We start from the raw sequence: 22,909 nt of genomic DNA, 5'->3' as shown, positions 1-22,909 counted from the left end.
TGGCGGAAGCCGAAAACGCCCGTAAGGGGACCACAGAACGCGGTTAGACAAAGGAAAGACACATGTTTGCGGTCCTCAAGACTGGCGGCAAGCAGTACAAGGTTCAGGCGGGCGATATCCTCCGCGTTGAAAAACTGGCTGCCGACGCAGGTGAAAAAGTTCAATTCAACGATGTTCTGATGCTGGGCGGCGACGCTCCGGTTGTTGGCGCACCTTTCGTTGAAGGCGCGGGCGTACAGGCCGAAGTGATCGAACAGATCAAAGGTGACAAGGTCATCAAATTCGTGAAGCGCCGTCGTAAGCACAGCTCGAAGCGTACTGTTGGCCACCGTCAGAAGCTGACTCTGGTCAAGATCACCGACATCTTGTCGTCGGGCGCTGACAAGTCGGGCATCAAAGCCGCAACCGGTTCGGCTCCGGCTGGCGAAGCTGCTCCTGCAGCGAAAAAGCCTGCCGCCAAGAAAGCGGAAGCCAAAGCAGAGGCACCCGCCGCTGCTGCTGCCGCCGACGATCTGACCAAGCTGAACGGTGTCGGCCCTGCCGCTGCCAAAAAGCTGGTTGAGGCCGGTATCGAGAGCTTTGCCGCTCTGGCCGCCTTGTCGGACGAGCAGATTGCTGCTATCGACACCGTCAAAGTGAAACCCGAATGGGTTGAGCAGGCCAAAGAACTGGCCAAAGGCTAAGGAGAGAGAGAATGGCACATAAAAAAGCTGGCGGTTCCTCCCGTAACGGTCGCGACTCAGCAGGTCGTCGCCTTGGCGTGAAACTCTATGGTGGCCAGGCGGCCATCGCGGGCAACATCATCGTACGTCAGCGCGGCACCAAGTTCTGGCCGGGCGAAGGCGTAGGCATGGGCAAAGACCACACCATCTTTGCAACTGTCGATGGCGCCGTGAAGTTCCATAAGGGACTTAAAAACCGCACCTTTATTTCGGTCCTGCCAGTGGCGGAGGCCGCAGAGTAAGCCGAAACCCAGAAGGTTTAAGAAAAATTCATGGGGGACCGGCACAAAGTGCCGGTCCCCTTTCTCGTTTTCAGGAGCGGTCCCATGACCGAAGTGATCAAAACAGAACGCCTGACCCTGCGCCGTTTCCGGCGTGAGGATTCGGCGCGTCTTGTCGACCTCCTGAGCGATCTGGATGTTGTGCGGTGGGTAACGAGCATCCCTTTTCCCTTTGCAATCACCGATGCAGAGAATTTTACCAAAAACCTCGCCTCGCAAGTTTACGATGCGTTTGCAATTGTACGAGGTGGGCAACTGATAGGTACGATTTCGGCAGGCGATGAGCTTGGGTATTGGCTAGGCCACCGATATTGGGGTCATGGCTACGCAACCGAAAGCGCACGCGCCATTGTCAGTCGGCACTTCCAAAGCAGCAAAGACGATCTCAAAGCCTCGTATCACCTTGGCAATGATCGTTCCCATGCTGTGCTGACAAAACTGGGATTTGATCCCACGTCACAATCCGAAGCTGTCGTGCGATCGACCGGAGAAACCGTGACGTTGCAGTGGATGGCGCTCAGCCAAGCCAGATGGGGGGCTGTGCAATGACCGTTGCAACCACCAGCTTCCTGATCTTCGCGGCGTCTCAAGTCGGAACACCGGGGCCGGCTAACATGGTTCTGTTGGGCACCGGTGCGCGCTATGGCTTCCGCGCGGCGCTGCCGTTTGTTGGCGGGGTTATACTTGGCAAGCAGTTGATCATTTGGCCCGTCGGGTTTGGCCTGCTGCAATTGGCTGAACAGGCGCCGATGGTGTTTGCGGCACTCAAGTATGCTTCGGCTGCGTATATTGTGTGGCTGGCGTGGAAGATCGCCAATACACGGCTTTCGCCCCATTCCGGTGACAGCGTTGCACCCGGATTTTGGGCCGGGCTGATCGTGCATCCGCTGAACCCCAAGGCCTGGGCGATGATCATTGCCGGGTTTACGGGATTTGTGGCTGCAGGAACGCCAAGTTTGGAGGCGACGGTCACGATCGCTCTCTGTTTGTTGATTTGTCAGGTTGTTCTTCACCCAATCTGGACCTTTGCGGGCGATAGAATTGCCCATGCGGTTGAAGGTCGGCCTGCGGAAAAATATCTGATGTGGACGTTAGCGAGTTTGACAGTTGCGTCCGTACTTTTTGTGTTGTTCGGAGGAGGAACGCACTCATGAAGCTTGAGACGATAATCAACCAGCCGGTCATTGAAACCGAGCGGTTCGACCTGCGCCCATTGCGTCGGTCGGATATGGGTCTCATTGAACATTATGCAGGTGATGAGCGCGTGGCCCGTATGACCACGTCGATCCCGCATCCCTTGCCACCGGGCTCGATCGAAGCGTTTGTGACGCGCGCGATGGCCGAAGACCGGGATGAGGATGTCTGGGCGATGGATGCCACCAAAGACGGCGGGCCCGAGCTGATTGGCCTGATCTCATTGACGCGGCTGGATCGCAACCAGTCCGAGGTCGGCTATTGGGTCGCGCCGGTTTACTGGAATACCGGCATCGCGTCGCTGGCCGTTGAAACTCTGGTCAACGCGAATCCGTTGGAAAACGCGACCATGTTCGCCAGCGTGTTTCAGGACAATCCGGCCTCAGCCCGGGTGCTGACCCATTGCGGGTTCCAGTATCTTGGCGATGCGGAAACCTATTCGGTGGCGCGCGATGCGAATGTGCCCACCTGGACGTATACAAAGAAACTCTGACTTGTGGCCGATGGGGCCTTTGCAGTAGGGGACACACATGAAATTTCTCGATCTTGCAAAGGTCTACATCCGGTCCGGGGCCGGAGGTGGCGGCTGCGTCAGTTTCCGACGCGAAAAATACATTGAATATGGCGGACCCGATGGCGGGGACGGCGGCAAGGGCGGTTCGGCCTGGGCCGAGGTCGTGGACGGGCTGAACACCCTGATCGACTTTCGCTATCAGCAGCATTTCTTTGCCAAGAACGGTCAGCCCGGGCGCGGTCAGCAACGCACCGGCAAGGATGGTGATGACATCATCTTGCGTGTGCCCGTCGGCACCGAGATTCTGGATGAAGACGAAGAGACCGTGATCTGCGACCTGACTGAGGTCGGGCAGCGGTATTTACTGGCCAAAGGTGGCAATGGTGGCTTTGGCAACCTGCATTTCAAATCAGCGACCAACCAAGCGCCGCGCCGCGCCAATCCGGGGCAGGCGGGGATCGACCGTACCATCTGGTTGCGGCTCAAACTAATTGCAGATGTGGGCCTGTTAGGGATGCCCAATGCGGGCAAGTCAACCTTCCTGGCGGCCACTTCGAATGCACGCCCCAAGATCGCGGATTACCCGTTTACCACTCTACACCCCAATCTTGGGGTCGTTGGTGTTGATAACGTGGAATTCGTCGTTGCAGACATCCCCGGCCTGATCGAAGGCGCGCATGAGGGGCGCGGGATCGGTGACCGTTTCCTTGGGCATGTGGAGCGTTGTGCTGTCCTGTTGCATCTTGTCGACGGTACGTCCGAGACCGTTGCAGAGGACTACCGCACCATCATTCACGAGCTTGAAGCCTATGGCGGAGAACTGGCGGAAAAGCCGCGCATCACCGTCCTGAACAAGGTCGACGCGCTGGATGAAGAAGAGCTTGCGCTTGCCAAGGAAGAGCTTGAACAGGCAATAGGTGGCCCGGTCATGACCATGTCCGGTGTCGCGCATCTGGGCGTGACCGAAGTGTTGCGTGCCTTGCGGGCGCAGATTGACGAAAACCGTTTGCGCCAGAAACCCGCTGAGGAGGTCGCGCCTTGGCAACCCTGACCCATGCCAGCCGTCTGGTGGTCAAGATCGGGTCGGCCTTGCTTGTTGACCGGGCAACGGGGTTGCTCAGATCGGATTGGTTGAAATCCCTTGCGCAGGATGTGGCGTGGCTGAAAGGGCAGGGCACGGATGTTGTATTGGTCTCATCCGGGTCAATTGCCTTGGGCCGTGGCGTTCTTGGGCTGCCCGTGCAAAACCTGCCGCTGGAACAGTCGCAAGCCGCAGCTGCGGTCGGACAAATCCGGTTGGCCCGTGCGTATGAAGAGGCCTTAACCCCGCATGAGATCAAGACAGCGCAGGTACTGGTTACGCTGGAAGACAGCGCAGATCGGCGGCGATATTTGAATTCGCGCGCAACTCTTGAAACTCTTCTGAGTTTGGGTGTTGTTCCAATTGTTAACGAAAATGACACAGTCGCTACGGATGAAATCCGATATGGCGACAATGACCGGCTCGCAGCGCAGATCGCGGTGACGATCGGCGCGGATCAGTTGATCTTGCTCTCGGATGTTGACGGGTTCTATTCGGGTAATCCCAGTGAGGATGCGAGTGCCAGCCGGTACGATGTGATCCAAGAGATTACACCCGAGATCGAGGCGATGGCAGGTGATGCCGGATCGGGACTGTCCAAGGGTGGTATGAAGACCAAGCTTCTGGCGGCCAAGATGGCGACAGCGGCCGGCTGCGATATGGCAATTACCGAAGGATCGCCCCTTAACCCGCTGAAAGCGCTAGAGAATGGCGCGAATTGCACGTGGTTCACGGCCACTCTTGACCCGCACGCGGCGCGCAAACGCTGGATTTCGGCGATGAAACCTCGTGGAGAGATCGTGGTGGACGACGGTGCTGCAAGGGCGCTTGCCAATGGCAAAAGCCTGCTGCCCGCTGGTATTGTCGAGGTGACCGGTGATTTCGGTCGCGGTGATCCTGTGGCCGTAATGGATCCGCAGGCGCGCAGGCTGGCGCAGGGGCTTAGCCGATATACCGCGCAAGAGGCGGACGCGATCAAAGGACGAAAATCCTCTGAGATTGAGGCGACTCTTGGCTATCCTGGCCGCGCCGCCCTGATCCACAGAGACGATCTGGCGCTGTAAAGGCGCGACTTGATAAATTGAGACCGAAAGGCGCATGAGATGAAGGACTTCGACAACATTCCCGCAATGATGGCCGACCTTGGTGCGCGCGCCAAAGCCGCCTCGCAAGAGCTTGCCTTTGCCAGTGCCGAACGTAAACACGCAGCGCTGATTGCGGCGGCGGATGCGGTTTGGAACCATCGCTCCGACATCATTGAAGCCAACAAGAAAGACCTGGAGTTCGGTCGCGAGAAAGGTTTGAGCCCTGCGATGATGGACCGCCTGATGTTGGATGAATCGCGTGTTCAGGGCATGGTCGACGGGCTTCGCACAGTGGCTGATCAGGTCGATCCCGTAGGTGAAGTGCTGGCCGAATGGGACATGGCCTCGGGTCTGAACATTCAGCGGGTGCGCACGCCCTTGGGCGTGATCGGCGTGATCTACGAAAGCCGCCCCAACGTGACGGCCGACGCCGGGGCCCTTTGCCTAAAATCAGGCAATGCCGTGATCCTGCGCGGTGGGTCCGAAGGTTTCCATTCCTCTAAGGCAATCCATGCCTGTCTGATTGAAGGGCTGAAAGCAGCAGACCTTCCCGAAGATGCCATCCAGCTTGTCCCCACCCGTGATCGCGCTGCGGTGCAAGAGCTTTTGACCATGACCGATTATGTCGACGTCATCGTGCCTCGTGGTGGCAAGGGGCTGGTTGGGCTTGTGCAACGCGAAGCGCGTGTGCCGGTCTTTGCGCATCTCGAAGGTATCGTTCATATCTATGTCGATAAGGCTGCTGATCCTCAGAAAACGCTGGATGTCGTCCTGAACGCCAAAACCCGACGCACGGGTATCTGCGGCGCAGCGGAATGCCTGCTGATCCATGAAGATGTCTCTGAAACTCTAGGCCGCGATCTGATCGCTGCGTTGCTGGCTGCTGGTGTCGAAGTGCATGCCGAGGGCGTTCTGGCGATCGAAAACACCATTCCCGCGTCGAATGACGATTGGGGCAATGAATATCTCGATAGCATCATTGCAGCGCGCCCCGTTGCAGATATCGATGCAGCCATCGCGCATATACGCGAGCATGGTTCAAACCACACCGATTGCATCATGACCGAAGACCCCGCCGCCGCCGAACGGTTCTTCGAACGGCTCGACAGCGCGATCCTGATGCACAACGCCTCGACCCAGTTTGCAGACGGTGGCGAATTCGGCATGGGTGCCGAAATCGGCATCGCCACCGGCAAGATGCACGCGCGCGGCCCGGTTGGGGCTGCTCAGCTGACCAGTTTCAAATATCTGGTGCGTGGAAACGGTACGACACGGGGCTAGAACCGCAGTTTCACTTGGGTTGAGGTTGTTTCTGCCTCAACCCGACGCCCCATCTCCAAAGCCGTGTTGGGCAACAGGGCGAATTGCACCTGAGCGGGGGTAAGCTTTTCGGCGAAGCGCCCTGTTGAGACCCCTCGCCACAGCCCTGTGTCGAGGCTTAGCTTGTCAGCGACACCGGTCACTGTCCATGCATCGCCTTTGGTCTCAATCCCCACCTCGCCCCCGAAGGGCATTGCGCTTTCGCAGCACATGATGGCAAGAAAGGCCAGTTTCACCTGATTGCGCGGAACGGGTTCCGTAAGGTTCCAACTGATCTTGACCCGGCCTACTTGTTCGACATCGCGCAATAGCTCGACCACCTCGGCTCGCCCCAGAGGCTGATCACTGGCTGCGCCAAAGGCCACGCGGAAAAACCGGATGCGTGCTCCTGCACTGCCTACGCTGTCCGAAATCAGCTCCATCTCGGGACCTTGAACAGCGCCAACCATCTCCAACAGCTCAAGCCCGTTGGTGATCGCCCCGATAGGGCTGATCAGATCATGACAGATCCGAGAGCCGATCAATTCGGCCAGGTTGACGTCTGACGCGCCCATGCGTACCTCCTGCTGCATCTGCCTTGGACCCGGAGGCCCGATATGACAGATCTGAATGCCATTCTTGCACCGGGCATGTTTGTCCGCCACCCCGATTTCCCCGATTGGGGCGTTGGACAGGTGCAGTCCAATATCGGAGGCAAGATCACCGTTAACTTTCGCGAGCAGGGGAAAGTGGTGATCGACGGGACACGCATAGCCCTGATGCCGGTCTTTGATCCGTGAAACTGGTTTAGGAAAGGTTAACAACTCAGGCGAAACGCGGGCGAGTTGCCTTTGGCAGCGCAATCGCGTTATCAGCGCGCAATCGACATAATGGAACATATTTGATGCCCGACAAAGGCCCCTCATTCACTGTCAAATTGGCCGAAAACGAGGCTGAACTGCGGGCGGCCCAACGTCTGCGCTATGACGTGTTCGTCCGGGAACTGGGTGGCGGCGGTGAGATGGTCGACCATGAGGCCGGGCTCGAACAAGATCGCTTCGATCCATATTTCGATCATATGCTGGCCATAGACGATACAACTGATGAGGTGATCGGCGTTTATCGACTGCTCCCGGGTGAACGGGCGGCGGAACTCGGGCAGTTCTATTCCGAAGATGAGTACGATCTGAGTGTTCTCAAGCAAAGTGGTCGCAAACTGCTGGAGCTCGGACGTTCGTGTGTTCATCCGGACTACCGCGGCGGCACTGCGATGTATCATTTGTGGAATGGTTTGGCCGCCTATGTCTCCGAGCGCGAGATTGAGGTCTTGTTTGGTGTGGCGAGTTTCCACGGAATCGACGTGCAGAAACTGGCGCAACCGTTATCGATGCTGCATCACAACCATCTTGCCCCGCCAGATCTAAAGGTTCGGGCGCAACCCGATGTGTTTCAACCCATGGATCTATTGCCACCAGATGCACTGGATCGGCGTGCTGCGATGGTGCAGGTGCCTGCGCTGATCAAAGCGTATCTTCGATTGGGCGGTTTCGTGGGCGAAGGGGCGTTTATCGATCATGCATTCAACACCACGGACGTGTGCCTGATCCTGGACACAAACCGCATGAATGAGCGTCAGCGGCGCATCTATGGCGGAGCTTGAACCGGTGAGTGATCCCTCCTGGCAGAGCGAAGATGCACCTGATCCCATTGAGCTTGGATTCTTGGGCTGGGTTTTGGTGGTCCTTCGCGGCCTGCCACTAGCCCTTCTGGTGTTTGGAGGGTTGCTCGTCTTACTCGTCACACGCCTGATCGAACGCCCGCTTTGTGGCGTTCAACGGCCGGTGACGCCATTCATTTCACAATTCGTTTGTCGCAATGCGTTTCGATTCCTTGGGATCGGTTTTCGCACCTCTGGTAGATTGATGCGGGAACGTGGGGCAGTGGTTGCCAACCATACGTCGTGGCTGGATATCTTTGCGCTGAATGCGCGTAAGCGTGTGTATTTCGTGTCAAAAGCCGAGGTCGCGAATTGGCCCGGCATAGGCTGGCTGGCGCGCGCAACAGGTACTGTGTTTATCAAGCGCGATCGCAAAAAGGCCCGTGAACAGACCAGGGTGTTTGAAGAGCGTCTGAAAGCCGGGCACAAGCTGTTGTTCTTTCCCGAAGGCACCTCGACAGACGGTCTTCGGGTTTTACCATTTAAAACAACTCTCTTTGCGGCGTTCTTCACTGAAGAATTGCGAGAGTTCATGTATGTTCAACCGGTATCGGTCATCTTTCACGCACCCGAAGGACAACCCGAAAGGTTTTATGGCTGGTGGGGCGACATGGAATTCGGACCGCATTTGCTGAAGACTTTGGGCGCCCGGCGGCAAGGTACCGTGGAATTGATCTACCACGCGCCAGCCAAGGTTAGCGACTTTGAAAACCGCAAAGCGCTGGCGGCTCATTGTGAAGAGGCTGTACGTCATGCGCATTCGCTGGCGCGGCTTGAAAAATAAGGGCATTTGGCCCTTGCGCTGCTGCTAAACCTGCCGTATACGCGCGCCATTCAAACCCGCAGGCGGGGTTTGGCCTTTTTGAGGGAGACATCCTTATCAAGGCCGCCGGTTGGAGCATCCGCTTCTTTCACCCCCGCTCAGGCGTAAACCGGAAAAGGAAACATAGCATGGCTCTTCCCGAGTTCACCATGCGTCAGCTGCTGGAAGCTGGCGTTCACTTTGGTCACCAGACACAGCGTTGGAACCCCCGCATGGGCCCGTTCATCTACGGCTCGCGCAATGGCATCCACATCATGGACCTGACCCAGACCGTTCCGATGCTGGATCAAGCGCTGCAGGCCGTTCGTGACACTGTTGCAAAAGGTGGCCGCGTTCTGTTCGTTGGCACCAAGCGTCAGGCCGCTGGCCCGATCGCGGAAGCTGCTGAAAAATCGGCCCAGTACTATATGAACCACCGCTGGCTGGGCGGCACGCTGACCAACTGGAAAACCGTTTCCCAGTCGATCAACCGTCTGAACCAGATCGACGAAGCGATGGAATCGGGTGCTGAAGGCCTGACCAAGAAAGAGCGTCTGGGCATGGAGCGTGACCAGGGCAAACTGCAGGCGTCGCTGGGCGGTATCCGCGAAATGGGCGGCGTTCCTGATCTGCTGTTCGTCATCGACGTCAAAAAAGAAGCACTGGCCATCGCCGAAGCCAACAAGCTGGGTATCCCGGTTGTTGCTGTTGTCGACACCAACTGCTCGCCCGATGGTGTTGACTACATCATCCCCGGCAACGACGACGCAGCCCGCGCAATCGCGCTGTACTGCGATCTGGCCGCACGTGCCGCTCTGGACGGTATGACTGCACAGATGGGTGCAGCAGGCGTTGACTTGGGTGCATTCGAAGAAGCTCCGGTTGAGGAAGCCGTTGCCGAAGAAGCACCCGCAGAAGAAGCCGCGCCGGAAGCCAAAGCCGAAGCGTAAGCTGCCCGTCACGTAAATGACATATGGGGCAGGGTAGACCTGCCCCAATTCCGTTTGAATTGAGGAGAGCCAAAAGATGGCAATCACAGCAGCAATGGTTAAAGAACTGCGCGACTCGACCGGCGCAGGCATGATGGACGCAAAAAAAGCGCTGACCGAAACCGGCGGCAACATGGACGAAGCCGTCGACTGGCTGCGTACTAAAGGCCTGGCCAAAGCGGCGAAGAAATCGGGCCGTACCGCAGCCGAAGGTCTGGTTGCTGTTCACGTGAACGGTAACAACGGTGTGGCAGTCGAAGTGAACTCGGAAACCGACTTTGTTGCGAAGAACGGCGAGTTCCAGGAAATGGTTGGCAAGATCACCTATGCTGCCGAAGGCGTTGATGACGTTGACGCGCTGCTGGCTGCTGATCTGGGCGGCAAATCGGTTGCGGACACGCTGACTGACAAAATCGCTACCATCGGTGAAAACATGTCGGTACGCCGCATGTCGAAACTGTCGGGCGACACTGTTGTGTCTTACGTCCACAACGCAGCGACAAATGGCATGGGCAAAATTGGCGTGCTGGTAGCCTTGTCAGGTGGTGACGAAGCGATTGGCAAGCAGGTTGCGATGCACATCGCGGCTGTGAACCCGGCAGCTCTGTCCGAAGCCGACATGGATCCGGCTGTTGTCGAGAAAGAAAAGCAGGTTCAGATGGACATCGCCCGCGAATCCGGCAAGCCGGAGCAGGTGATCGAGAAGATGATCGAAGGCCGAATGAAGAAGTTCGTCGCCGAATCGACTCTGCTGAACCAGCAATTTGTCGTGAACCCCGACCTGACCGTCGAAGCGGCGGCCAAAGAAGCAGGCGCCACCATCACCGGATTTGTCCGCATGGAAGTTGGTGAAGGCATCGTGGTTGAAAAAGAAGACTTCGCGGCCGAGGTTGCCAAGGCCGCTCAGGGCTAAAGTCTGACGCAGCCTCCACACGTGAGGCTGCGAAAAAACAAACCCGGTTGCGCAATGCAGCCGGGTTTTTTCATGCCAACTGCGCAGCGGCGCGCAGCAATTAGATGATGGAAGAAAGTGCTGAATTGAGGGGCCCCGCATGATGGGGATGGAAGGGCCCCTCAAAAATTCCGACAAAGAGACGTGGACGAATAGACGCCTCGGTGTCAGAGCGATCAGAGAGCTTTGGAATTACAAAGATCCAATCAAAATGTTCCCTGGCTAAAGCCACCACTCACGGAACAATATCAATTTGCAATTTTATCGTAAGATTCGGAAAGTCATGTATTCCTTACCCTAGGTCAATTTGACGCAATTTAGCGTCAAAATAGGGTCATGCTTCCATAACAAACATCTGATTCTGCAAAGCAGCCTTAAGTACTGCTTGCGCCGTAGTCTCAACAGACAGTGCCTCACGCGCCAAGCGTAGGTGTTTTTCAACAGTTGCAGAGGTCAACCCCATAAGCAATGCGATGTCTTGGGTTGTCTTGCCATCACCGACCCATTGTAACGCCTCGCGCTGACGCTTGGTCAATGCACGGTTCGGTGCATTGTAGGGCAGGGTGAGGATTTTCAGATGCGCGACATTGTTCATCAGCAAAATGTCTTCGCCATGCTTTTTCCAGACCTCATCCATTTCTTGCTGGCCATGCTCCCGTGCCGCAAGTGAGATCGCGCCCTTGGACCGCATTGAGATCGAGTTGAAGCTGACCGTATAACCAGCTGAAACACCAAGGGATTTATTAAACTCAAACACCCTGATTTCTTCTTCAGACATAACGCCGCTGGACATCATGTCGTGGATCATGCTCCAACTGGCGGCCCCGTCATTGTTTAGGGCCCATTTCAGCATTGGGGCATGAAAATAGAGGCCCGACCGCAGAAAGCCATCCAGATACCGCTGGCAATGGTTGGTCAGGATCACAAAGTCCTCTGGATCACCCAATGATGTCGCCGTGCGATATTGGGTGTGACCGTATAAGAGCCGGTCAAACCCAAACTTCGCCATCTGTCGGCAATGCGCATCCCAAAGCTCTTCGAGCGTTTTCGCGTAGCTGAGGAAATTGAGATACTCTTTGAGGTTCATCCCGTGCCTCTCTCAGCCAGGTGAGCGGCGAGCGCATTCAGCGCCAACACATAGCTTTGCGCGCCAAATCCGCAGATCTGCCCAATAGCAACAGGCGCGATATATGATTTATGCCGAAATGCTTCACGGGCATGAATGTTGGACAAATGCACCTCAACCACCGGGACTTCGGCAGAAGAAATCGCATCCATCAACGCCACCGAAGTATGCGTGAACGCGCCTGCATTCAGGGCAATGCCGTCCTGAGTACTACGAGAAGCATGGATTGCATCAATCAACGCGCCCTCATGATTGGATTGGAAATGAGTGACATTTTGGCCCAACGACTGGCCATGCGCCACGCATAGATCTTCGATCATCTGCAACGTGGTCGCGCCGTAAACTTCGGGTTGTCGCGTGCCCAGCAAGTTCAGGTTCGGACCATTCAGAACCAGGATATTGTGCATCTTCAAACTGTCCCCATCTTCCTTTTTTCATAAACATGAATCCAAGAGGCGTCTAGCGGCCTTCTCTCTTAGGGGTAGAGCATCGTTGTCGCATCGGTTTTGACGCAACAGCTCAACGCAGGCACAGTTCAGATATCCTCCATCGTCACTACAACTTTACCGAGAGCTTCGCGCCGTTCCAGCATGCTGATTGCTTCGGCTGCGCGTTCCAGCGGAAATTTTGCGCTGATGCGTGGCGCGATCTTTCCCACGGCATACATCCCAAACAATTCAGCCATGTTCTGTGCGTGCCCCTTCGGATCGCGAAGCACCGAAGCCCCCCAGAACACGCCAACGATCTGACAGCCCTTGAGTAACGTCAGATTCAACGGAATGCTGGGAATACCCGCGGGAAATCCAACGACAAGATAGCGCCCGCCCCAAGCCATGCTGCGCAGTGCGGGCTGTGCGTAGTCTCCACCCACGGCGTCATAAACAACATCGACGCCGCCACTTCCGGCCAGTGATTTTATCTCTCCAGACAGGGCCTTTTGCGCCTCGCGATCTATCGAGCGCGGATAGATCAGCGTCTCATCTGCACCGACCTTCTTGCAGAATTCCGCCTTATCCGCAGAAGAAACCGCCGCGATGACGCGTGCGCCCATCGATTTGGCAAGTTCGATCGCGGCAGACCCAACACCGCCTGCTGCCCCAAGGATCAAAACAGACTCTCCTGGCTGCAGCTGAGCACGGTCCTTGAGAGCGTGGTAAGATGTGCCATAGGTAAAGATGAAGCATGCGGCGTCTTCGAATGGCATTGCATCTGGAATTTTGACAGCGGTCGCAGGATTGAGCGTCAGATGCGTAGCAAACCCGCCATGTCCGGACAGCGCGAGAATACGGTCACCGGGCGCGAAATCGGTTACACCTTCGCCAACCGAGCTAATTTCGCCTGCGATTTCGCCACCAGGGGCAAAAGGGCGGGGCGGTTTCATTTGGTACAGGTCTCGGATCATCAATGTATCAGGAAAATTTACGCCAGCGGCGCGGATACGTACAACGACTTCGCCCGCTTTTGGGGTCGGATCAGGCAAGGTAGTCAATTCCAATGTTTCCGGACCGCCTGGTGTGACGCTGAGTAATGCCTGCATGTTCTCTACTTGCCTCTTGCTTCGCGTGAATTGAAATCGTTGGATTGCTGACAAGCATTGTCAAGGCAATCGCTCGTCCGGTTCCGCAAGGTCGAGTGTATCGTATCGAATTTCAAAAAGGAGAACGCATGACCCCTGAGACATTGTTTTCGCTAAGCGGCAAAACGGCATTGGTGACAGGCGGCGCCACCGGAATTGGCCGAATGGCAGCCGAAGCACTGGTCTATGCCGGGGCGCATGTATTGATAGCCTCGCGCAAAGGCGACGCGTGCGAAGCGGTCGCGGCGGAGTTGAATGCATTGGATGCGCCTGGCTCGGCCGAAGGGTTTTCTGGCGACATCGGCGATGAAACGGGTATCGATGCGCTGGTTAATGAGGTCAAGAAACGCACCCAATCACTTGAAATACTGATGAATAATGCTGGCGTTACATGGGGGGCGCCAATGGGCCAGTTTCCCCGTGCCGCATGGGACAAGGTTATGGCCGTCAACGTAGCAGGGGTGTTTGATCTGACCCAGAAGCTGCTGCCACTTCTGATGCAATCTGCTTCTGACGACGATCCGGCGCGGGTGATCAATGTGGGCTCTGTTATGGGAGAGGTCCCGATGGGAGACGGGGCCTACAGCTATTCCGCCTCAAAAGCAGCGGTGATCCACCTGTCAAAGATCATGGCAAAAGAACTGGCGCCTTATCGGGTCACAGTAAATGCGCTAGCTCCGGGGCCGTTCGTGTCGCGCATGACGGCCTTTGCGACCGAAGACGAAACCAAGCGTGATTTGGTGGGCAAGGGTGTCCCGCTGGGCCGCGTTGGTCGAGACGAAGATATTGCGGGATGCCTGCTGTTCCTGTGTGGCCGTGGCGGCAGTTATGTCACCGGTGCGGTGATCCCGGTCTCAGGTGGGATCAACGTACAAACGGCGGGTAATATCTTTGCCGATGCCCAGTAACGACCGGTTCACATCAAATGACTGAGAAACAACTGAGCGATACGTCTCTGGATATCAACGCTGTTGATGCTTATCTTAAATCACACCTTGATGGATTTAACGGCCCACTTGAAGCGGAGAAGTTTACCGTTGGCCAGTCCAACCCTACCTATCTGCTGCGTACTCCGACCAAGTCTTATGTTTTAAGGCGCAAACCCCCTGGGGTTCTATTGAAATCTGCTCATGCGGTGGATCGAGAGTTTCGCGTTTTGGCAGCGTTAGCGGGCAGTAACGTGCCTGTACCCAAGGTTTACCTGCTTTGCGAAGACGACGAAGTCATCGGGTCGGCCTTCTATGTGATGGAACATCTGCAAGGACGCACGTTTGTTGACCCCGTCATGCAGGGTGAAGACAACGAAACGCGCACGGGTGTTCTGGAAGAAATGAACCGCGTGCTGGCCGAATTGCATATGGTCGAAATCGATGCTGCAGGCCTTACCGATTACGGACCGCCCGGCAACTATTTCGAGCGGCAGATTGCCCGTTGGACAAAGCAATATCGCGCGTCTGAAACCGAAATCATTCCTGATATGAACCAGTTGATTTCTGCTTTGGAGTCGCAGATCCCTGCTGATGACAATCAAAGAACACTGGTACACGGCGATTACCGCATCGACAATCTGATGTTTGAAACCGACGGAACAGCCTGCATTGGCGTGCTGGATTGGGAACTTTCAACCATCGGGCATCCTTATGCGGATTTGGCGGCGGTCATCATGCAGTGGCAACTGCCACCCGGCAAACAAGGCCGAGGTCTGGCCGGTGTTGATCGTGAAAGCTTGGGCCTGCCCTCTGATCAGGCCTTTATCGCCGACTATTGCGCGCGTCGCGGTTTGCCGGGGATCGAGAATTTTGGGTTCTACCTTGCTTTCAACTTCTTCCGCATGGCTGGTATTCTGCAAGGTGTCTATAAACGTGCGCTCGACGGCAACGCATCGGACCCGGCAAGGGCGCGCGCGTTTGGTGCATATGTTCCAATCTTTGCGCAGCACGGGTTATCCGCGTTGAATCAGACATAAGGGGAATTCTCTGAACCAAACGTCAAGTCATCGTAAATGGGCTGAAACAGGCAGATTAATCTGTTACTGCATTCAGTCGGCATGCAAGATCGACCCAACGAACACGGAGCCGATATATGGGACTTGATCCGACTGCGCAGATGCATATTCGCAAGTGGATGCAGAGATATGTCGACCAGCGGAAATATGCTGGCAGCGCACTTCTGATACATCAGCATGGGCAAGAGGCCTTCTTTCACGCTTGTGGTCGCCGCTGTATCGAAAACGACCTTGAGTTTCAGCGCGACAGTCTGGTTCGGATATATTCGATGACCAAGCCCGTGACATCCGTCGCACTGATGATGCTGGTCGAGCAGGGGTTGTTTCATCTCGATGCGCCTGTTTCCGAGTTTCTGCCAGAATTTGCGACCATGAAGGTGCTAGCGCCAAATGCGACAAGTATTGATCAGACCGAGGACGCACCAACTCCAAGCCTGCATCAGTTGCTGACGCATACCAGCGGGCTAAGCTATCCGTTCAATCCTGGCCTGCTGCCCGAAGCAATGGATGAACTGGATCTGATTTTCTCCGCGCAACAGGGCCCTCTGGCGGATCGGGTCAAAGTGTTGGCGGAATTACCCTTGGCGTTTCAACCCGGTACACGATGGGAGTATTCGGTCGGAATTGATGTAATCGGCCACGTGATCGAAGTTGTGTCAGGCAAATCGCTGGATGTATTCTTCGACGAGAACATTTTCCAACTACTCGGGATGAAGGAAACCGCGTTCTCGGTCCCTGCAGGGGCAGGGGACCGATTTGCGTCGCTATATACACCGCTGGAAGGAGATGCGATGGCACTGAACGCAGCCAAATCCGGCGGCGAAACTCTCCGATTGGTAGACAGCGCCGGGCAAACTCCATTTGAATCGACCACAACCTTTTCCGGTGGCGGCGGATTGATCAGTACGATCGACGACTACAGCAAGTTTGCCGAAATGCTGAGGAACAACGGAGCTGGCAATGGCGAACGCCTGCTGGGCCCAAAGACTGTAGAATTTATGTTTCGCAATCACTTACCGGGCGACATTGCATCCATGGGACCCCAAAGCTTTGCCGAACAACCCATGGAAGGTACAGGGTTCGGTATCGGTGGCGCAGTGCTTCTGAATCCATCGCGCACCAAAGCCCCAGGCTCGATCGGTGATTATGGTTGGGGTGGAATGGCCTCAACCTATTTCTGGATTGATCCGATCAACGCGCTTTCGACTGTGTTTTTCACCCAGCTGTCGCCATCCAGCTCCTATCCATCGCGCGCGGAGCTAAAAGCACTTGTTCACGCAGCGCTCGTTGAATGATCCGATTTAGGGTGATACCGGAAAAGCCAAGACGCCGGAGACCCCAGAATGACCGAAGCCGAACGCATACTGCTTGATCTGCTGAATATCGAACGCCTCGAAGTCGATTTGTTTCGCGGAACCGGTTCAGGCGGGGAAACACCGACGCGCATCTTCGGTGGGCAGGTGATTGCACAGGCTCTCGCAGCGGCTTACAGAACGGTTGAAGGACGGCTCTGTCATTCCTTACATGCCTATTTTATTAGACCGGGCGATCCTTCGATTCCTGTTATATATCAAGTGGATCGCGCGCGAGATGGACGTTCATTTACGACCCGTCGCGTGGTTGCGATTCAGCATGGCAAGCAAATCCTGAACATGTCGGCCTCGTTCCATAAACAGGATGATGGTTGGGATCATCAGCATCCTATTCCTCAGGTCGATGTGCCTGAACATTATCCGTCGCGCGATGAATTGCGCGAAAACTATCTGGATCGCGTACCAGACAAACTAAAGCCGGAACTGTTGCGCGAACGTCCAATCGAAGTGCGCGAGATCGACCCGTTAGACTTGTTTTCGCCCGCCAAGGCAGACGACAAGAACCATATTTGGTTTCGAATGAATGCAGCCAATCACGCGGATACGATTACACAGCATCTACTTCTGGCCTATGCCTCAGACATGAGCTTGCTGAGCTCAGGAATGCGTCCTCATGGGCTAAGCTGGTTTACTGGCGAGATCGACGGCGCGAGTCTTGATCACGCAATCTGGTTTCATGCACCCGTTCAATTTCAGAACTGGCATCTCTACAAGATGGAATCGCCATGGACAGGGCAGGGGCGCAGCTTTAACCGCGGCTCGATCTATGCCCAAGATGGCACTTTGATTGCATCAGTAGCGCAGGAAGGCCTTTTAAGGCGTCGAAAATCGCCTTAGATATCTCTTACAAACTGCTGATCAATCTTATTCATTCCGTCCAGCCATCGATCATGATCTTCGGCTTTCAGGCGCACATAGTCCGAAACTTGCGGATGCGGAAGGATTAAAAACCGCTCTTCCGCAAGCGCCTCGACGCAGGACTGCGCAACATCAGCGGGTTCAAGCATCCCATCAATTGTTGCAACCGAATCCTCAAATCCGCGTGTCATCTCAGAGCGCACGGCTTGCGGACATAACACTGAAACCCGAATTCCGCGGTCGCGGTACGTCAGCGCGACCCATTCAGCAAAACCCACGGCCGCATGTTTGGTCACGCCATATGGCGCGGCTCCGGGAATGTTGAGCAATCCGGCGGCGGACGCCGTGACCATCAGATAACCGCTGCCACGTGCCAACATTCGTGGGATCAAATGCCTTGCCGTCCAGACATGAGACATAACGTTGATCCGCCAGATGCGATCCCAATCTTCGTCCGGCACATCGAGCCCGCCAAAGGTCAATATACCGGCATTGGCACAGAATAGATCAATCGGAGCAATCGTATCTTCAACCGTCTCAATCAGTACACGAATATCGTTTTCTTTGGAGACATCACAACTAAAGGCAGTACCACCAATTTGCCGCGCTACAGACCGTGCTCCTTCAAGATCGATATCGGCGCAAATGACACGCGCGCCTTCAACTGAGAACCGTTCGGCCAAACCTTTACCGATGCCACTTGCAGCGCCGGTTATAACAACGGTCTTTCCATTTAGATCCATAGCAACATCCGGGCTCTAAATTACGTGCGCATCGTAACATGTTGGTAAACCACAGCCAATGCGATCAATGGGACTATGGTTCGCCAGTTATATTTTTACATAATACCGATTATGCAATAATTGAGCTAGTCTTCAAAAGAACGCCTGAAGACCCGTTTGTGCCCGCCCCAGGATCAAGGCATGGACATCATGCGTGCCTTCATAGGTATTGACTGTCTCAAGATTGATCATGTGGCGCACCACTTGGAATTCCAACGATATCCCGTTGCCCCCATGCATGTCACGAGACATCCGAGCGATATCCAGAGCTTTGCCACAGTTGTTGCGCTTAATGATCGATATCATCTCGGGCGCGGCTTCGGCTTGGTCCATCAGACGCCCAACGCGCAGGCTTGCTTGCAGACCCAGTGAAATTTCTGTCTGCATTTCTGCCAATTTACGTTGATATAGCTGCGTCTGCGCCAAGGGTCGATTGAACTGCTTGCGGTCCAAGCCATATTGACGCGCCGCATGCCAGCAGCATTCGGCAGCTCCCATAGCGCCCCAGCTGATGCCATAGCGCGCGCGATTCAGACAACCAAACGGCCCCTTGAGGCCTTGCACATGAGGAAGCAGTGCGCCCTCGTCCACTTCGACGCAATCCAAAACAATTTCACCAGTGATCGAGGTTCGCAGGCTCAACTTGTTTTCGATCTTCGGTGCACTTAGGCCTTTAGTGCCTTTGTCCAGAACAAACCCTCGGATTTTACCGTCATGTGCATCCGACTTCGCCCAGACCACAAATACATCAGCAATCGGCGCGTTTGAAATCCACATCTTGCTGCCGGTCAAACGATAGCCGCCGTCGATTTTCTCGGCGCGGGTTTTCATTGCCGCAGGATCAGACCCAGCGTCAGGTTCTGTCAGGCCAAAGCAGCCAATCCACTCACCGCTGGCCAGTTTTGGCAGGTATTTGCGCCGTTGTTCTTCGGTGCCGTACGCATAAATGGGATACATCACCAACGAGCTTTGCACCGACATCATCGAGCGATAGCCAGAATCCACCCGCTCAACCTCGCGCGCAACCAGACCATAAGTCACATAGCCCGCACCGATGCCGCCATATTCCTCGGGGATTGTTGTGCCGAGCAGGCCCATCTCTCCCATCTCGCGAAAGATCCCCGGATCGGTCTCTTCGTTCTGAAAGGCCTTGGTGACACGCGGTTGCAGTTTTTCTTGAGCATACGCACGCGCGCTGTCGGCGATCAGACGTTCATCCTCTTCCAACTGGTCGGACAGACGGAACGGATCATCCCAATTGAAAGCCCCAAGCTCGGGGGCATCCTTCGCGCGCAAGACAGGCTTAGCTTCTGGAGCGTTCATTCTAATTCTCCGGTCGGTGTGAGTTGGCGCAACCATATCCTGAGTTTTTCGCAAAAAAAAGCGAGACATATGCATATTTTCATGATCAAAACGCATAGATGCGACCCAAACGCCCTATTCTACCACCGATCTCTGCGCTACGCGCGCTCGAAGCCTTGGACCGGCTTGGGTCAGCCTCAGCCGTTGCAGATGAAATGGCTCTGACGCAAAGCGCCGTTAGCCGACAGCTTCAGACGCTTGAGGCGCATCTAGACGCTGAGTTGGTGAGCCGCGATCGAAAAAGGCTGTCTCTGACAAAGGCCGGACAGGACTATGTTCGTGAAATTCGGCCGGCCTTGGCCCAGATCGCACAAGCGGCGCTTAAGCTACATGTTGCACCGGTAGGCGGGACATTGAACCTAGCGATATTACCGACATTCGGTATGCGCTGGTTGGTTCCCCGCCTGCCCGAGTTTGCGCGTCTGCATCCAGATATCACAATCAACATGACAACACGGCTACGACCGTTCAGCTTTGCGTCAAAACCCTTTGATGCAGCGTTACATTTTGGAGAACCTGATTGGCCCGGAACCGATCGGCTGTTGCTGAGTGTTGAGCGGGTTTTACCTGTCTGCGCACCCGAGTTGCTACCGCAAGGATCACCTAACGCACCAAGTGAATTGCTTAAATTGCCTTTGCTTCATATCCAGACACGACCGCGCGCGTGGCAGGATTGGTTTCAGCAGATGGGCGTCGAACATCCGCACCCCCTGCCCGGCACGGTGCACGACCAGTTCACTACGATCAATCAAGCCGCGCTTCACGGGCTGGGCGTCGCCTTGCTGCCGAATTATTTGATCGAACAGGATTTGGCGACTGGCAGATTGGTTGCAGCCTTTCCAGATGCAATTGAAACCGTGGGCGCCTATTATCTGGTTTGGCCGCGCGAAAAGTCTGGTGATGAAGCGCTGCGTAGTTTCCGGCACTGGCTAGCCTCGCAGGCGCAGCCAGAAGAGGTTCTGCCGCGTTAACCCAACGCGTACCCTGCCCCGCGCACCGTTCGCACAGGATCTGCGCCACCATGCTGGGTCAAAGCCTTGCGCAGGCGTCCGATATGCACATCGACGGTCCGCGTATCGACATAGATGTCGCGGCCCCAAACTCGATCCAGCAGTTGTTCGCGGCTCCAGACCCGCCCAGGCTTTTCCATGAATGTGCTCAGCAGGCGGAATTCAGTCGGGCCCAGCTTAAGAAGCTTATCGTCGCGGCTGACCTTGTGGGTCTCAGAGTCCAGGATAATGTCGTCAAATTCCAACCGGATCCCCACCGTGGCAGGTCGCACGCGGCGCAGTTGTGTCCGCACGCGGGCCATTAGTTCAACGACTGAGTAAGGCTTGACCACATAATCATCTGCACCGGTTTCCAAACCGCGCACCTTGTCAACCTCTTCGGATCGGGCCGACAACATGATGATCGGGATCGAACGGGTGTCAGGCCGCGTTTTCAGGCGGCGACACACCTCGATCCCGCTGAGATTGGGCATCATCCAATCCAGCACAATGATATCCGGGCGGTCTTCTTCGACCAACAACAAGGCTTCGTCCCCGTTGGCTGCGCGTATCACGCGAAACCCTTCGGCATCCAGATTGTAGGCGAGGACTTCGCGCTGGGCCAACTCGTCTTCAACCACCAGAACTGTAGGTTGATCAGCGGACATGACGGACGGTCTCCTAGATCGTTTGCGAGGTGTTGTCGGCCTTAGGCCGGGCTTCGCTGGGGCGCTCGCCGGTGACCAGGTAAACCACCTGTTCGGCGATGGCGGTCACGTGATCCCCCATACGCTCGATGTTTTTGGCAATGAAATGCAGATGCATGCAGGATGAGATGTTGCGCGGGTCTTCGGCCATGAAGGTCAGAAACTCGCGGAACAAGCCGTTATACATCTGGTCCACTTCCAGATCGCGCTCGATCACATCCGCTGCCAGTTCGGCATCGCGCTGGATATAGGCGTCGAGCGCATCGCGTAGCATCAACTCAACCTCACGCGCCATGCGGCGCAAGGCGGCGGCGCTGCCGTTGATTTCACCAGCATTGACCAGAACGGTCGTGCGTTTGGCAATATTCTTGGAATAATCACCGATCCGTTCCAGGTTGCCCGAAACTTTCAGGACCGACAGCACCAGTCGCAAGTCACCCGCTGTCGGAGCACGCAGAGCGATCAGTCGCGCGGTTTCCTCATCGATCAGCTCTTCCAAGGCATCGATGGCCTTGTCGCCTTGTCGTACTTCTTTGGCGAGTTCTTCGTCGCGAGTTTCCAACGACCGCGCGGCGCCCATGATGGCGGCTTCGACCAGCCCGCCCATCTTCATGATATGCGCCTGAATGGCCTCGAGATCCCGGTCGAAAACCGATGCAATATGTTGTTCGCTGCTCATTGCAATAATCCTGTGCTCAGCCGATCCGGCCGGTGATATAGCTTTCAGTCCGGGGGTCTTCCGGGTTGGTGAAGATCTGACCGGTCTCACCAAATTCAACCAAGTTACCCAGATGGAAAAATGCGGTCTTCTGACTGACTCGCGCAGCCTGCTGCATCGAGTGTGTGACGATCACCACCGAGTAGCGCGATCGCAGCTCGTCAATCAGTTCCTCGACCTGCGCAGTTGCAATCGGGTCGAGCGCCGAGCATGGCTCATCCATTAGCAGAACCTCGGGTTCTGTCGCTACAGCGCGGGCGATGCACAGACGTTGCTGCTGGCCACCTGACAGGCCCGTGCCGGGGGCATCCAGACGATCCTTGACCTCATCCCAGATCGCACCGCGACGCAGGGATTTTTCAACGATCTCATCCAGTTCGGCCTTGTTCTTCGCAAGTCCATGGATGCGTGGACCGTAAGCCACGTTGTCATAAATCGACTTGGGGAACGGGTTCGGTTTCTGGAATACCATCCCCACCTTGGCACGCAGCTGAACCGGATCGACACGTTTGTCATAGATGTCTTCGCCATCCAGCAGGATATCACCCTTGACCCGGCAGATATCAATCGTGTCGTTCATCCGGTTGAGGCAACGCAGGAAGGTTGATTTACCGCAACCTGACGGGCCGATAAAGGCCGTGACCGTCTTGTCTTCGATATCGACATTCACGTCTTTGATCGCGTGGGTGTCGCCATAGTAGACTTGAACATTCTTGGCGTTGATCTTGATGTCTTTGGAGTCCACGGTTCTCTCCACTCGTGTCATGTCATTCATTG

27 protein-coding genes are annotated in these 22,909 nt (G+C 55.7%); 18 read left to right on the top strand and 9 right to left on the bottom strand.

Going from position 1 to position 22,909, the window contains the following annotated elements:
• Positions 1–62: 62 nt before the first annotated feature.
• The 8 genes from ACR0NN_RS01700 to ACR0NN_RS01665 all read left to right on the top strand — a co-directional run bounded on the left by ACR0NN_RS01700 (position 63) and on the right by ACR0NN_RS01665 (position 6,158).
• Positions 63–683 carry a 50S ribosomal protein L21 gene (locus ACR0NN_RS01700; protein ID WP_170683875.1) on the top strand — a complete coding sequence of 207 codons (621 nt, stop codon included), beginning with the start codon at positions 63–65 and terminating at the stop codon, positions 681–683.
• Positions 684–694: 11 nt separating this feature from the next.
• The gene (gene rpmA, locus ACR0NN_RS01695; protein WP_010440093.1) at positions 695–964 is read left to right on the top strand and encodes a 50S ribosomal protein L27; all 270 of its coding nucleotides are present in this window, start codon (positions 695–697) and stop codon (positions 962–964) included.
• A gap of 84 nt (positions 965–1,048) precedes the next feature.
• Positions 1,049–1,552: a GNAT family N-acetyltransferase gene (locus ACR0NN_RS01690; RefSeq protein WP_170719065.1), complete on the top strand. Its 504-nt coding sequence runs from the start codon at positions 1,049–1,051 to the stop codon at positions 1,550–1,552.
• Positions 1,549–2,157, top strand: a complete 609-nt coding sequence (locus ACR0NN_RS01685) for a LysE family translocator (RefSeq protein WP_170719063.1) — start codon at positions 1,549–1,551, stop codon at positions 2,155–2,157. The genes ACR0NN_RS01690 and ACR0NN_RS01685 overlap by 4 nt, the downstream gene beginning before the upstream one ends.
• On the top strand, positions 2,154–2,690 hold the full coding sequence (locus tag ACR0NN_RS01680) for a GNAT family N-acetyltransferase (RefSeq protein WP_170719061.1): 537 nt from the start codon (positions 2,154–2,156) through the stop codon (positions 2,688–2,690). The genes ACR0NN_RS01685 and ACR0NN_RS01680 overlap by 4 nt, the downstream gene beginning before the upstream one ends.
• A gap of 37 nt (positions 2,691–2,727) precedes the next feature.
• Positions 2,728–3,762 (top strand): GTPase ObgE, encoded by a 1,035-nt coding sequence (obgE, locus tag ACR0NN_RS01675; protein WP_170719058.1) that lies wholly within the window; start codon positions 2,728–2,730, stop codon positions 3,760–3,762.
• Positions 3,750–4,856: a glutamate 5-kinase gene (gene proB / locus ACR0NN_RS01670; RefSeq protein WP_170719056.1), complete on the top strand. Its 1,107-nt coding sequence runs from the start codon at positions 3,750–3,752 to the stop codon at positions 4,854–4,856. Before obgE ends, proB begins: the two co-directional genes overlap by 13 nt.
• A 39-nt stretch (positions 4,857–4,895) precedes the next feature.
• The gene (locus tag ACR0NN_RS01665) at positions 4,896–6,158 is read left to right on the top strand and encodes a glutamate-5-semialdehyde dehydrogenase (protein WP_480683774.1); all 1,263 of its coding nucleotides are present in this window, start codon (positions 4,896–4,898) and stop codon (positions 6,156–6,158) included.
• Here ACR0NN_RS01665 and ACR0NN_RS01660 read toward each other — a convergent pair.
• Positions 6,155–6,751, bottom strand: a complete 597-nt coding sequence (locus ACR0NN_RS01660; RefSeq protein ID WP_170719052.1) for a histidine phosphotransferase family protein — start codon at positions 6,749–6,751, stop codon at positions 6,155–6,157. The genes ACR0NN_RS01665 and ACR0NN_RS01660 overlap by 4 nt on opposite strands.
• A gap of 42 nt (positions 6,752–6,793) precedes the next feature.
• Here ACR0NN_RS01660 and ACR0NN_RS01655 point away from each other — a divergent pair, with 42 nt between their 5' ends.
• The 5 genes from ACR0NN_RS01655 (at position 6,794) to tsf (ending at position 10,597) form a co-directional block, all read left to right on the top strand.
• Entirely contained in the window at positions 6,794–6,976 is a 183-nt protein-coding gene (locus tag ACR0NN_RS01655; protein ID WP_170393080.1) for a DUF3553 domain-containing protein, read from the top strand.
• 104 nt (positions 6,977–7,080) lie between these two features.
• Complete coding sequence (olsB, locus tag ACR0NN_RS01650) at positions 7,081–7,836, top strand: L-ornithine N(alpha)-acyltransferase (protein ID WP_170683861.1); 756 nt, start codon at positions 7,081–7,083, stop codon at positions 7,834–7,836.
• Positions 7,823–8,677, top strand: a complete 855-nt coding sequence (gene olsA, locus ACR0NN_RS01645) for a lyso-ornithine lipid O-acyltransferase (protein ID WP_170719050.1) — start codon at positions 7,823–7,825, stop codon at positions 8,675–8,677. The genes olsB and olsA overlap by 14 nt, the downstream gene beginning before the upstream one ends.
• A 167-nt stretch (positions 8,678–8,844) precedes the next feature.
• Positions 8,845–9,645, top strand: a complete 801-nt coding sequence (gene rpsB / locus ACR0NN_RS01640) for a 30S ribosomal protein S2 (protein WP_170375336.1) — start codon at positions 8,845–8,847, stop codon at positions 9,643–9,645.
• Between the two features lie 76 nt (positions 9,646–9,721).
• Positions 9,722–10,597 carry a translation elongation factor Ts gene (tsf, locus tag ACR0NN_RS01635; protein ID WP_170683857.1) on the top strand — a complete coding sequence of 292 codons (876 nt, stop codon included), beginning with the start codon at positions 9,722–9,724 and terminating at the stop codon, positions 10,595–10,597.
• A gap of 373 nt (positions 10,598–10,970) precedes the next feature.
• Here the strand turns inward: tsf and ACR0NN_RS01630 are convergent, their stop codons facing one another.
• From ACR0NN_RS01630 to ACR0NN_RS01620, 3 genes are all read right to left on the bottom strand, one after another.
• Positions 10,971–11,723, bottom strand: a complete 753-nt coding sequence (locus tag ACR0NN_RS01630) for a LuxR family transcriptional regulator (protein WP_170719048.1) — start codon at positions 11,721–11,723, stop codon at positions 10,971–10,973.
• Positions 11,720–12,169, bottom strand: coding sequence for a type II 3-dehydroquinate dehydratase (gene aroQ, locus ACR0NN_RS01625; RefSeq protein ID WP_170719046.1), 450 nt, complete (start codon positions 12,167–12,169; stop codon positions 11,720–11,722). The genes ACR0NN_RS01630 and aroQ overlap by 4 nt, the downstream gene beginning before the upstream one ends.
• A 128-nt stretch (positions 12,170–12,297) precedes the next feature.
• Positions 12,298–13,299 carry an NADPH:quinone oxidoreductase family protein gene (locus ACR0NN_RS01620; protein WP_170719043.1) on the bottom strand — a complete coding sequence of 334 codons (1,002 nt, stop codon included), beginning with the start codon at positions 13,297–13,299 and terminating at the stop codon, positions 12,298–12,300.
• 128 nt (positions 13,300–13,427) lie between these two features.
• On the opposite strand from ACR0NN_RS01620, the gene ACR0NN_RS01615 reads away from it, so the two are divergent.
• From ACR0NN_RS01615 to ACR0NN_RS01600, 4 genes are all read left to right on the top strand, one after another.
• Positions 13,428–14,246, top strand: a complete 819-nt coding sequence (locus ACR0NN_RS01615) for an SDR family NAD(P)-dependent oxidoreductase (protein WP_170719041.1) — start codon at positions 13,428–13,430, stop codon at positions 14,244–14,246.
• Between the two features lie 17 nt (positions 14,247–14,263).
• The gene (locus ACR0NN_RS01610) at positions 14,264–15,304 is read left to right on the top strand and encodes a phosphotransferase family protein (protein ID WP_170719039.1); all 1,041 of its coding nucleotides are present in this window, start codon (positions 14,264–14,266) and stop codon (positions 15,302–15,304) included.
• Between the two features lie 116 nt (positions 15,305–15,420).
• Complete coding sequence (locus tag ACR0NN_RS01605; protein ID WP_170719037.1) at positions 15,421–16,638, top strand: serine hydrolase domain-containing protein; 1,218 nt, start codon at positions 15,421–15,423, stop codon at positions 16,636–16,638.
• A gap of 48 nt (positions 16,639–16,686) precedes the next feature.
• On the top strand, positions 16,687–17,553 hold the full coding sequence (locus ACR0NN_RS01600; RefSeq protein WP_170719034.1) for an acyl-CoA thioesterase: 867 nt from the start codon (positions 16,687–16,689) through the stop codon (positions 17,551–17,553).
• On the opposite strand, the gene ACR0NN_RS01595 is transcribed toward ACR0NN_RS01600, so the two are convergent.
• Both ACR0NN_RS01595 and ACR0NN_RS01590 read right to left on the bottom strand, forming a co-directional pair.
• Positions 17,550–18,317 carry an SDR family oxidoreductase gene (locus ACR0NN_RS01595; RefSeq protein WP_170719032.1) on the bottom strand — a complete coding sequence of 256 codons (768 nt, stop codon included), beginning with the start codon at positions 18,315–18,317 and terminating at the stop codon, positions 17,550–17,552. The genes ACR0NN_RS01600 and ACR0NN_RS01595 overlap by 4 nt on opposite strands.
• A 132-nt stretch (positions 18,318–18,449) precedes the next feature.
• Positions 18,450–19,679, bottom strand: coding sequence for an acyl-CoA dehydrogenase (locus ACR0NN_RS01590; RefSeq protein WP_170719026.1), 1,230 nt, complete (start codon positions 19,677–19,679; stop codon positions 18,450–18,452).
• Positions 19,680–19,777: 98 nt separating this feature from the next.
• Between ACR0NN_RS01590 and ACR0NN_RS01585 the strand changes: the two genes are divergently transcribed.
• Positions 19,778–20,689 (top strand): LysR family transcriptional regulator, encoded by a 912-nt coding sequence (locus tag ACR0NN_RS01585; RefSeq protein WP_480683768.1) that lies wholly within the window; start codon positions 19,778–19,780, stop codon positions 20,687–20,689.
• Here ACR0NN_RS01585 and phoB read toward each other — a convergent pair.
• The 3 genes from phoB to pstB are packed head-to-tail and all read right to left on the bottom strand — an operon-like array spanning position 20,686 to position 22,907.
• A complete protein-coding gene (gene phoB, locus ACR0NN_RS01580) occupies positions 20,686–21,375 on the bottom strand; it encodes a phosphate regulon transcriptional regulator PhoB (protein ID WP_170683841.1) in 690 nt (229 codons plus the stop codon). The genes ACR0NN_RS01585 and phoB overlap by 4 nt on opposite strands.
• 13 nt (positions 21,376–21,388) lie before the next feature.
• Positions 21,389–22,093 (bottom strand): phosphate signaling complex protein PhoU, encoded by a 705-nt coding sequence (gene phoU, locus ACR0NN_RS01575; RefSeq protein ID WP_170683840.1) that lies wholly within the window; start codon positions 22,091–22,093, stop codon positions 21,389–21,391.
• A gap of 16 nt (positions 22,094–22,109) precedes the next feature.
• Positions 22,110–22,907: a phosphate ABC transporter ATP-binding protein PstB gene (pstB, locus tag ACR0NN_RS01570; RefSeq protein WP_480683766.1), complete on the bottom strand. Its 798-nt coding sequence runs from the start codon at positions 22,905–22,907 to the stop codon at positions 22,110–22,112.
• Between the last annotated feature and the right edge of the window lie 2 nt (positions 22,908–22,909).

This window comes from Ruegeria sp. BA2 (assembly GCF_056539605.1).
Note: the sequence above shows the minus strand (reverse complement) of the source record. Positions and strands in the feature narration are given on the sequence as shown.

Bases quoted from the DNA above. Each gene is read 5' to 3' on its own strand.
- ACR0NN_RS01700 (WP_170683875.1), top strand. From the start codon at position 63: ATGTTTGCGGTCCTCAAGACTGGCGGCAAGCAGTACAAGGTTCAGGCG.
- rpmA (WP_010440093.1), top strand. From the start codon at position 695: ATGGCACATAAAAAAGCTGGCGGTTCCTCCCGTAACGGTCGCGACTCA.
- ACR0NN_RS01690 (WP_170719065.1), top strand. From the start codon at position 1,049: ATGACCGAAGTGATCAAAACAGAACGCCTGACCCTGCGCCGTTTCCGG.
- ACR0NN_RS01685 (WP_170719063.1), top strand. From the start codon at position 1,549: ATGACCGTTGCAACCACCAGCTTCCTGATCTTCGCGGCGTCTCAAGTC.
- ACR0NN_RS01680 (WP_170719061.1), top strand. From the start codon at position 2,154: ATGAAGCTTGAGACGATAATCAACCAGCCGGTCATTGAAACCGAGCGG.
- obgE (WP_170719058.1), top strand. From the start codon at position 2,728: ATGAAATTTCTCGATCTTGCAAAGGTCTACATCCGGTCCGGGGCCGGA.
- ACR0NN_RS01665 (WP_480683774.1), top strand. From the start codon at position 4,896: ATGAAGGACTTCGACAACATTCCCGCAATGATGGCCGACCTTGGTGCG.
- ACR0NN_RS01660 (WP_170719052.1), bottom strand. From the start codon at position 6,751: ATGGGCGCGTCAGACGTCAACCTGGCCGAATTGATCGGCTCTCGGATC.
- ACR0NN_RS01655 (WP_170393080.1), top strand. From the start codon at position 6,794: ATGACAGATCTGAATGCCATTCTTGCACCGGGCATGTTTGTCCGCCAC.
- olsB (WP_170683861.1), top strand. From the start codon at position 7,081: ATGCCCGACAAAGGCCCCTCATTCACTGTCAAATTGGCCGAAAACGAG.
- olsA (WP_170719050.1), top strand. From the start codon at position 7,823: ATGGCGGAGCTTGAACCGGTGAGTGATCCCTCCTGGCAGAGCGAAGAT.
- rpsB (WP_170375336.1), top strand. From the start codon at position 8,845: ATGGCTCTTCCCGAGTTCACCATGCGTCAGCTGCTGGAAGCTGGCGTT.
- tsf (WP_170683857.1), top strand. From the start codon at position 9,722: ATGGCAATCACAGCAGCAATGGTTAAAGAACTGCGCGACTCGACCGGC.
- ACR0NN_RS01630 (WP_170719048.1), bottom strand. From the start codon at position 11,723: ATGAACCTCAAAGAGTATCTCAATTTCCTCAGCTACGCGAAAACGCTC.
- aroQ (WP_170719046.1), bottom strand. From the start codon at position 12,169: ATGCACAATATCCTGGTTCTGAATGGTCCGAACCTGAACTTGCTGGGC.
- ACR0NN_RS01620 (WP_170719043.1), bottom strand. From the start codon at position 13,299: ATGCAGGCATTACTCAGCGTCACACCAGGCGGTCCGGAAACATTGGAA.
- ACR0NN_RS01615 (WP_170719041.1), top strand. From the start codon at position 13,428: ATGACCCCTGAGACATTGTTTTCGCTAAGCGGCAAAACGGCATTGGTG.
- ACR0NN_RS01610 (WP_170719039.1), top strand. From the start codon at position 14,264: ATGACTGAGAAACAACTGAGCGATACGTCTCTGGATATCAACGCTGTT.
- ACR0NN_RS01605 (WP_170719037.1), top strand. From the start codon at position 15,421: ATGGGACTTGATCCGACTGCGCAGATGCATATTCGCAAGTGGATGCAG.
- ACR0NN_RS01600 (WP_170719034.1), top strand. From the start codon at position 16,687: ATGACCGAAGCCGAACGCATACTGCTTGATCTGCTGAATATCGAACGC.
- ACR0NN_RS01595 (WP_170719032.1), bottom strand. From the start codon at position 18,317: ATGGATCTAAATGGAAAGACCGTTGTTATAACCGGCGCTGCAAGTGGC.
- ACR0NN_RS01590 (WP_170719026.1), bottom strand. From the start codon at position 19,679: ATGAACGCTCCAGAAGCTAAGCCTGTCTTGCGCGCGAAGGATGCCCCC.
- ACR0NN_RS01585 (WP_480683768.1), top strand. From the start codon at position 19,778: ATGCGACCCAAACGCCCTATTCTACCACCGATCTCTGCGCTACGCGCG.
- phoB (WP_170683841.1), bottom strand. From the start codon at position 21,375: ATGTCCGCTGATCAACCTACAGTTCTGGTGGTTGAAGACGAGTTGGCC.
- phoU (WP_170683840.1), bottom strand. From the start codon at position 22,093: ATGAGCAGCGAACAACATATTGCATCGGTTTTCGACCGGGATCTCGAG.
- pstB (WP_480683766.1), bottom strand. From the start codon at position 22,907: ATGAATGACATGACACGAGTGGAGAGAACCGTGGACTCCAAAGACATC.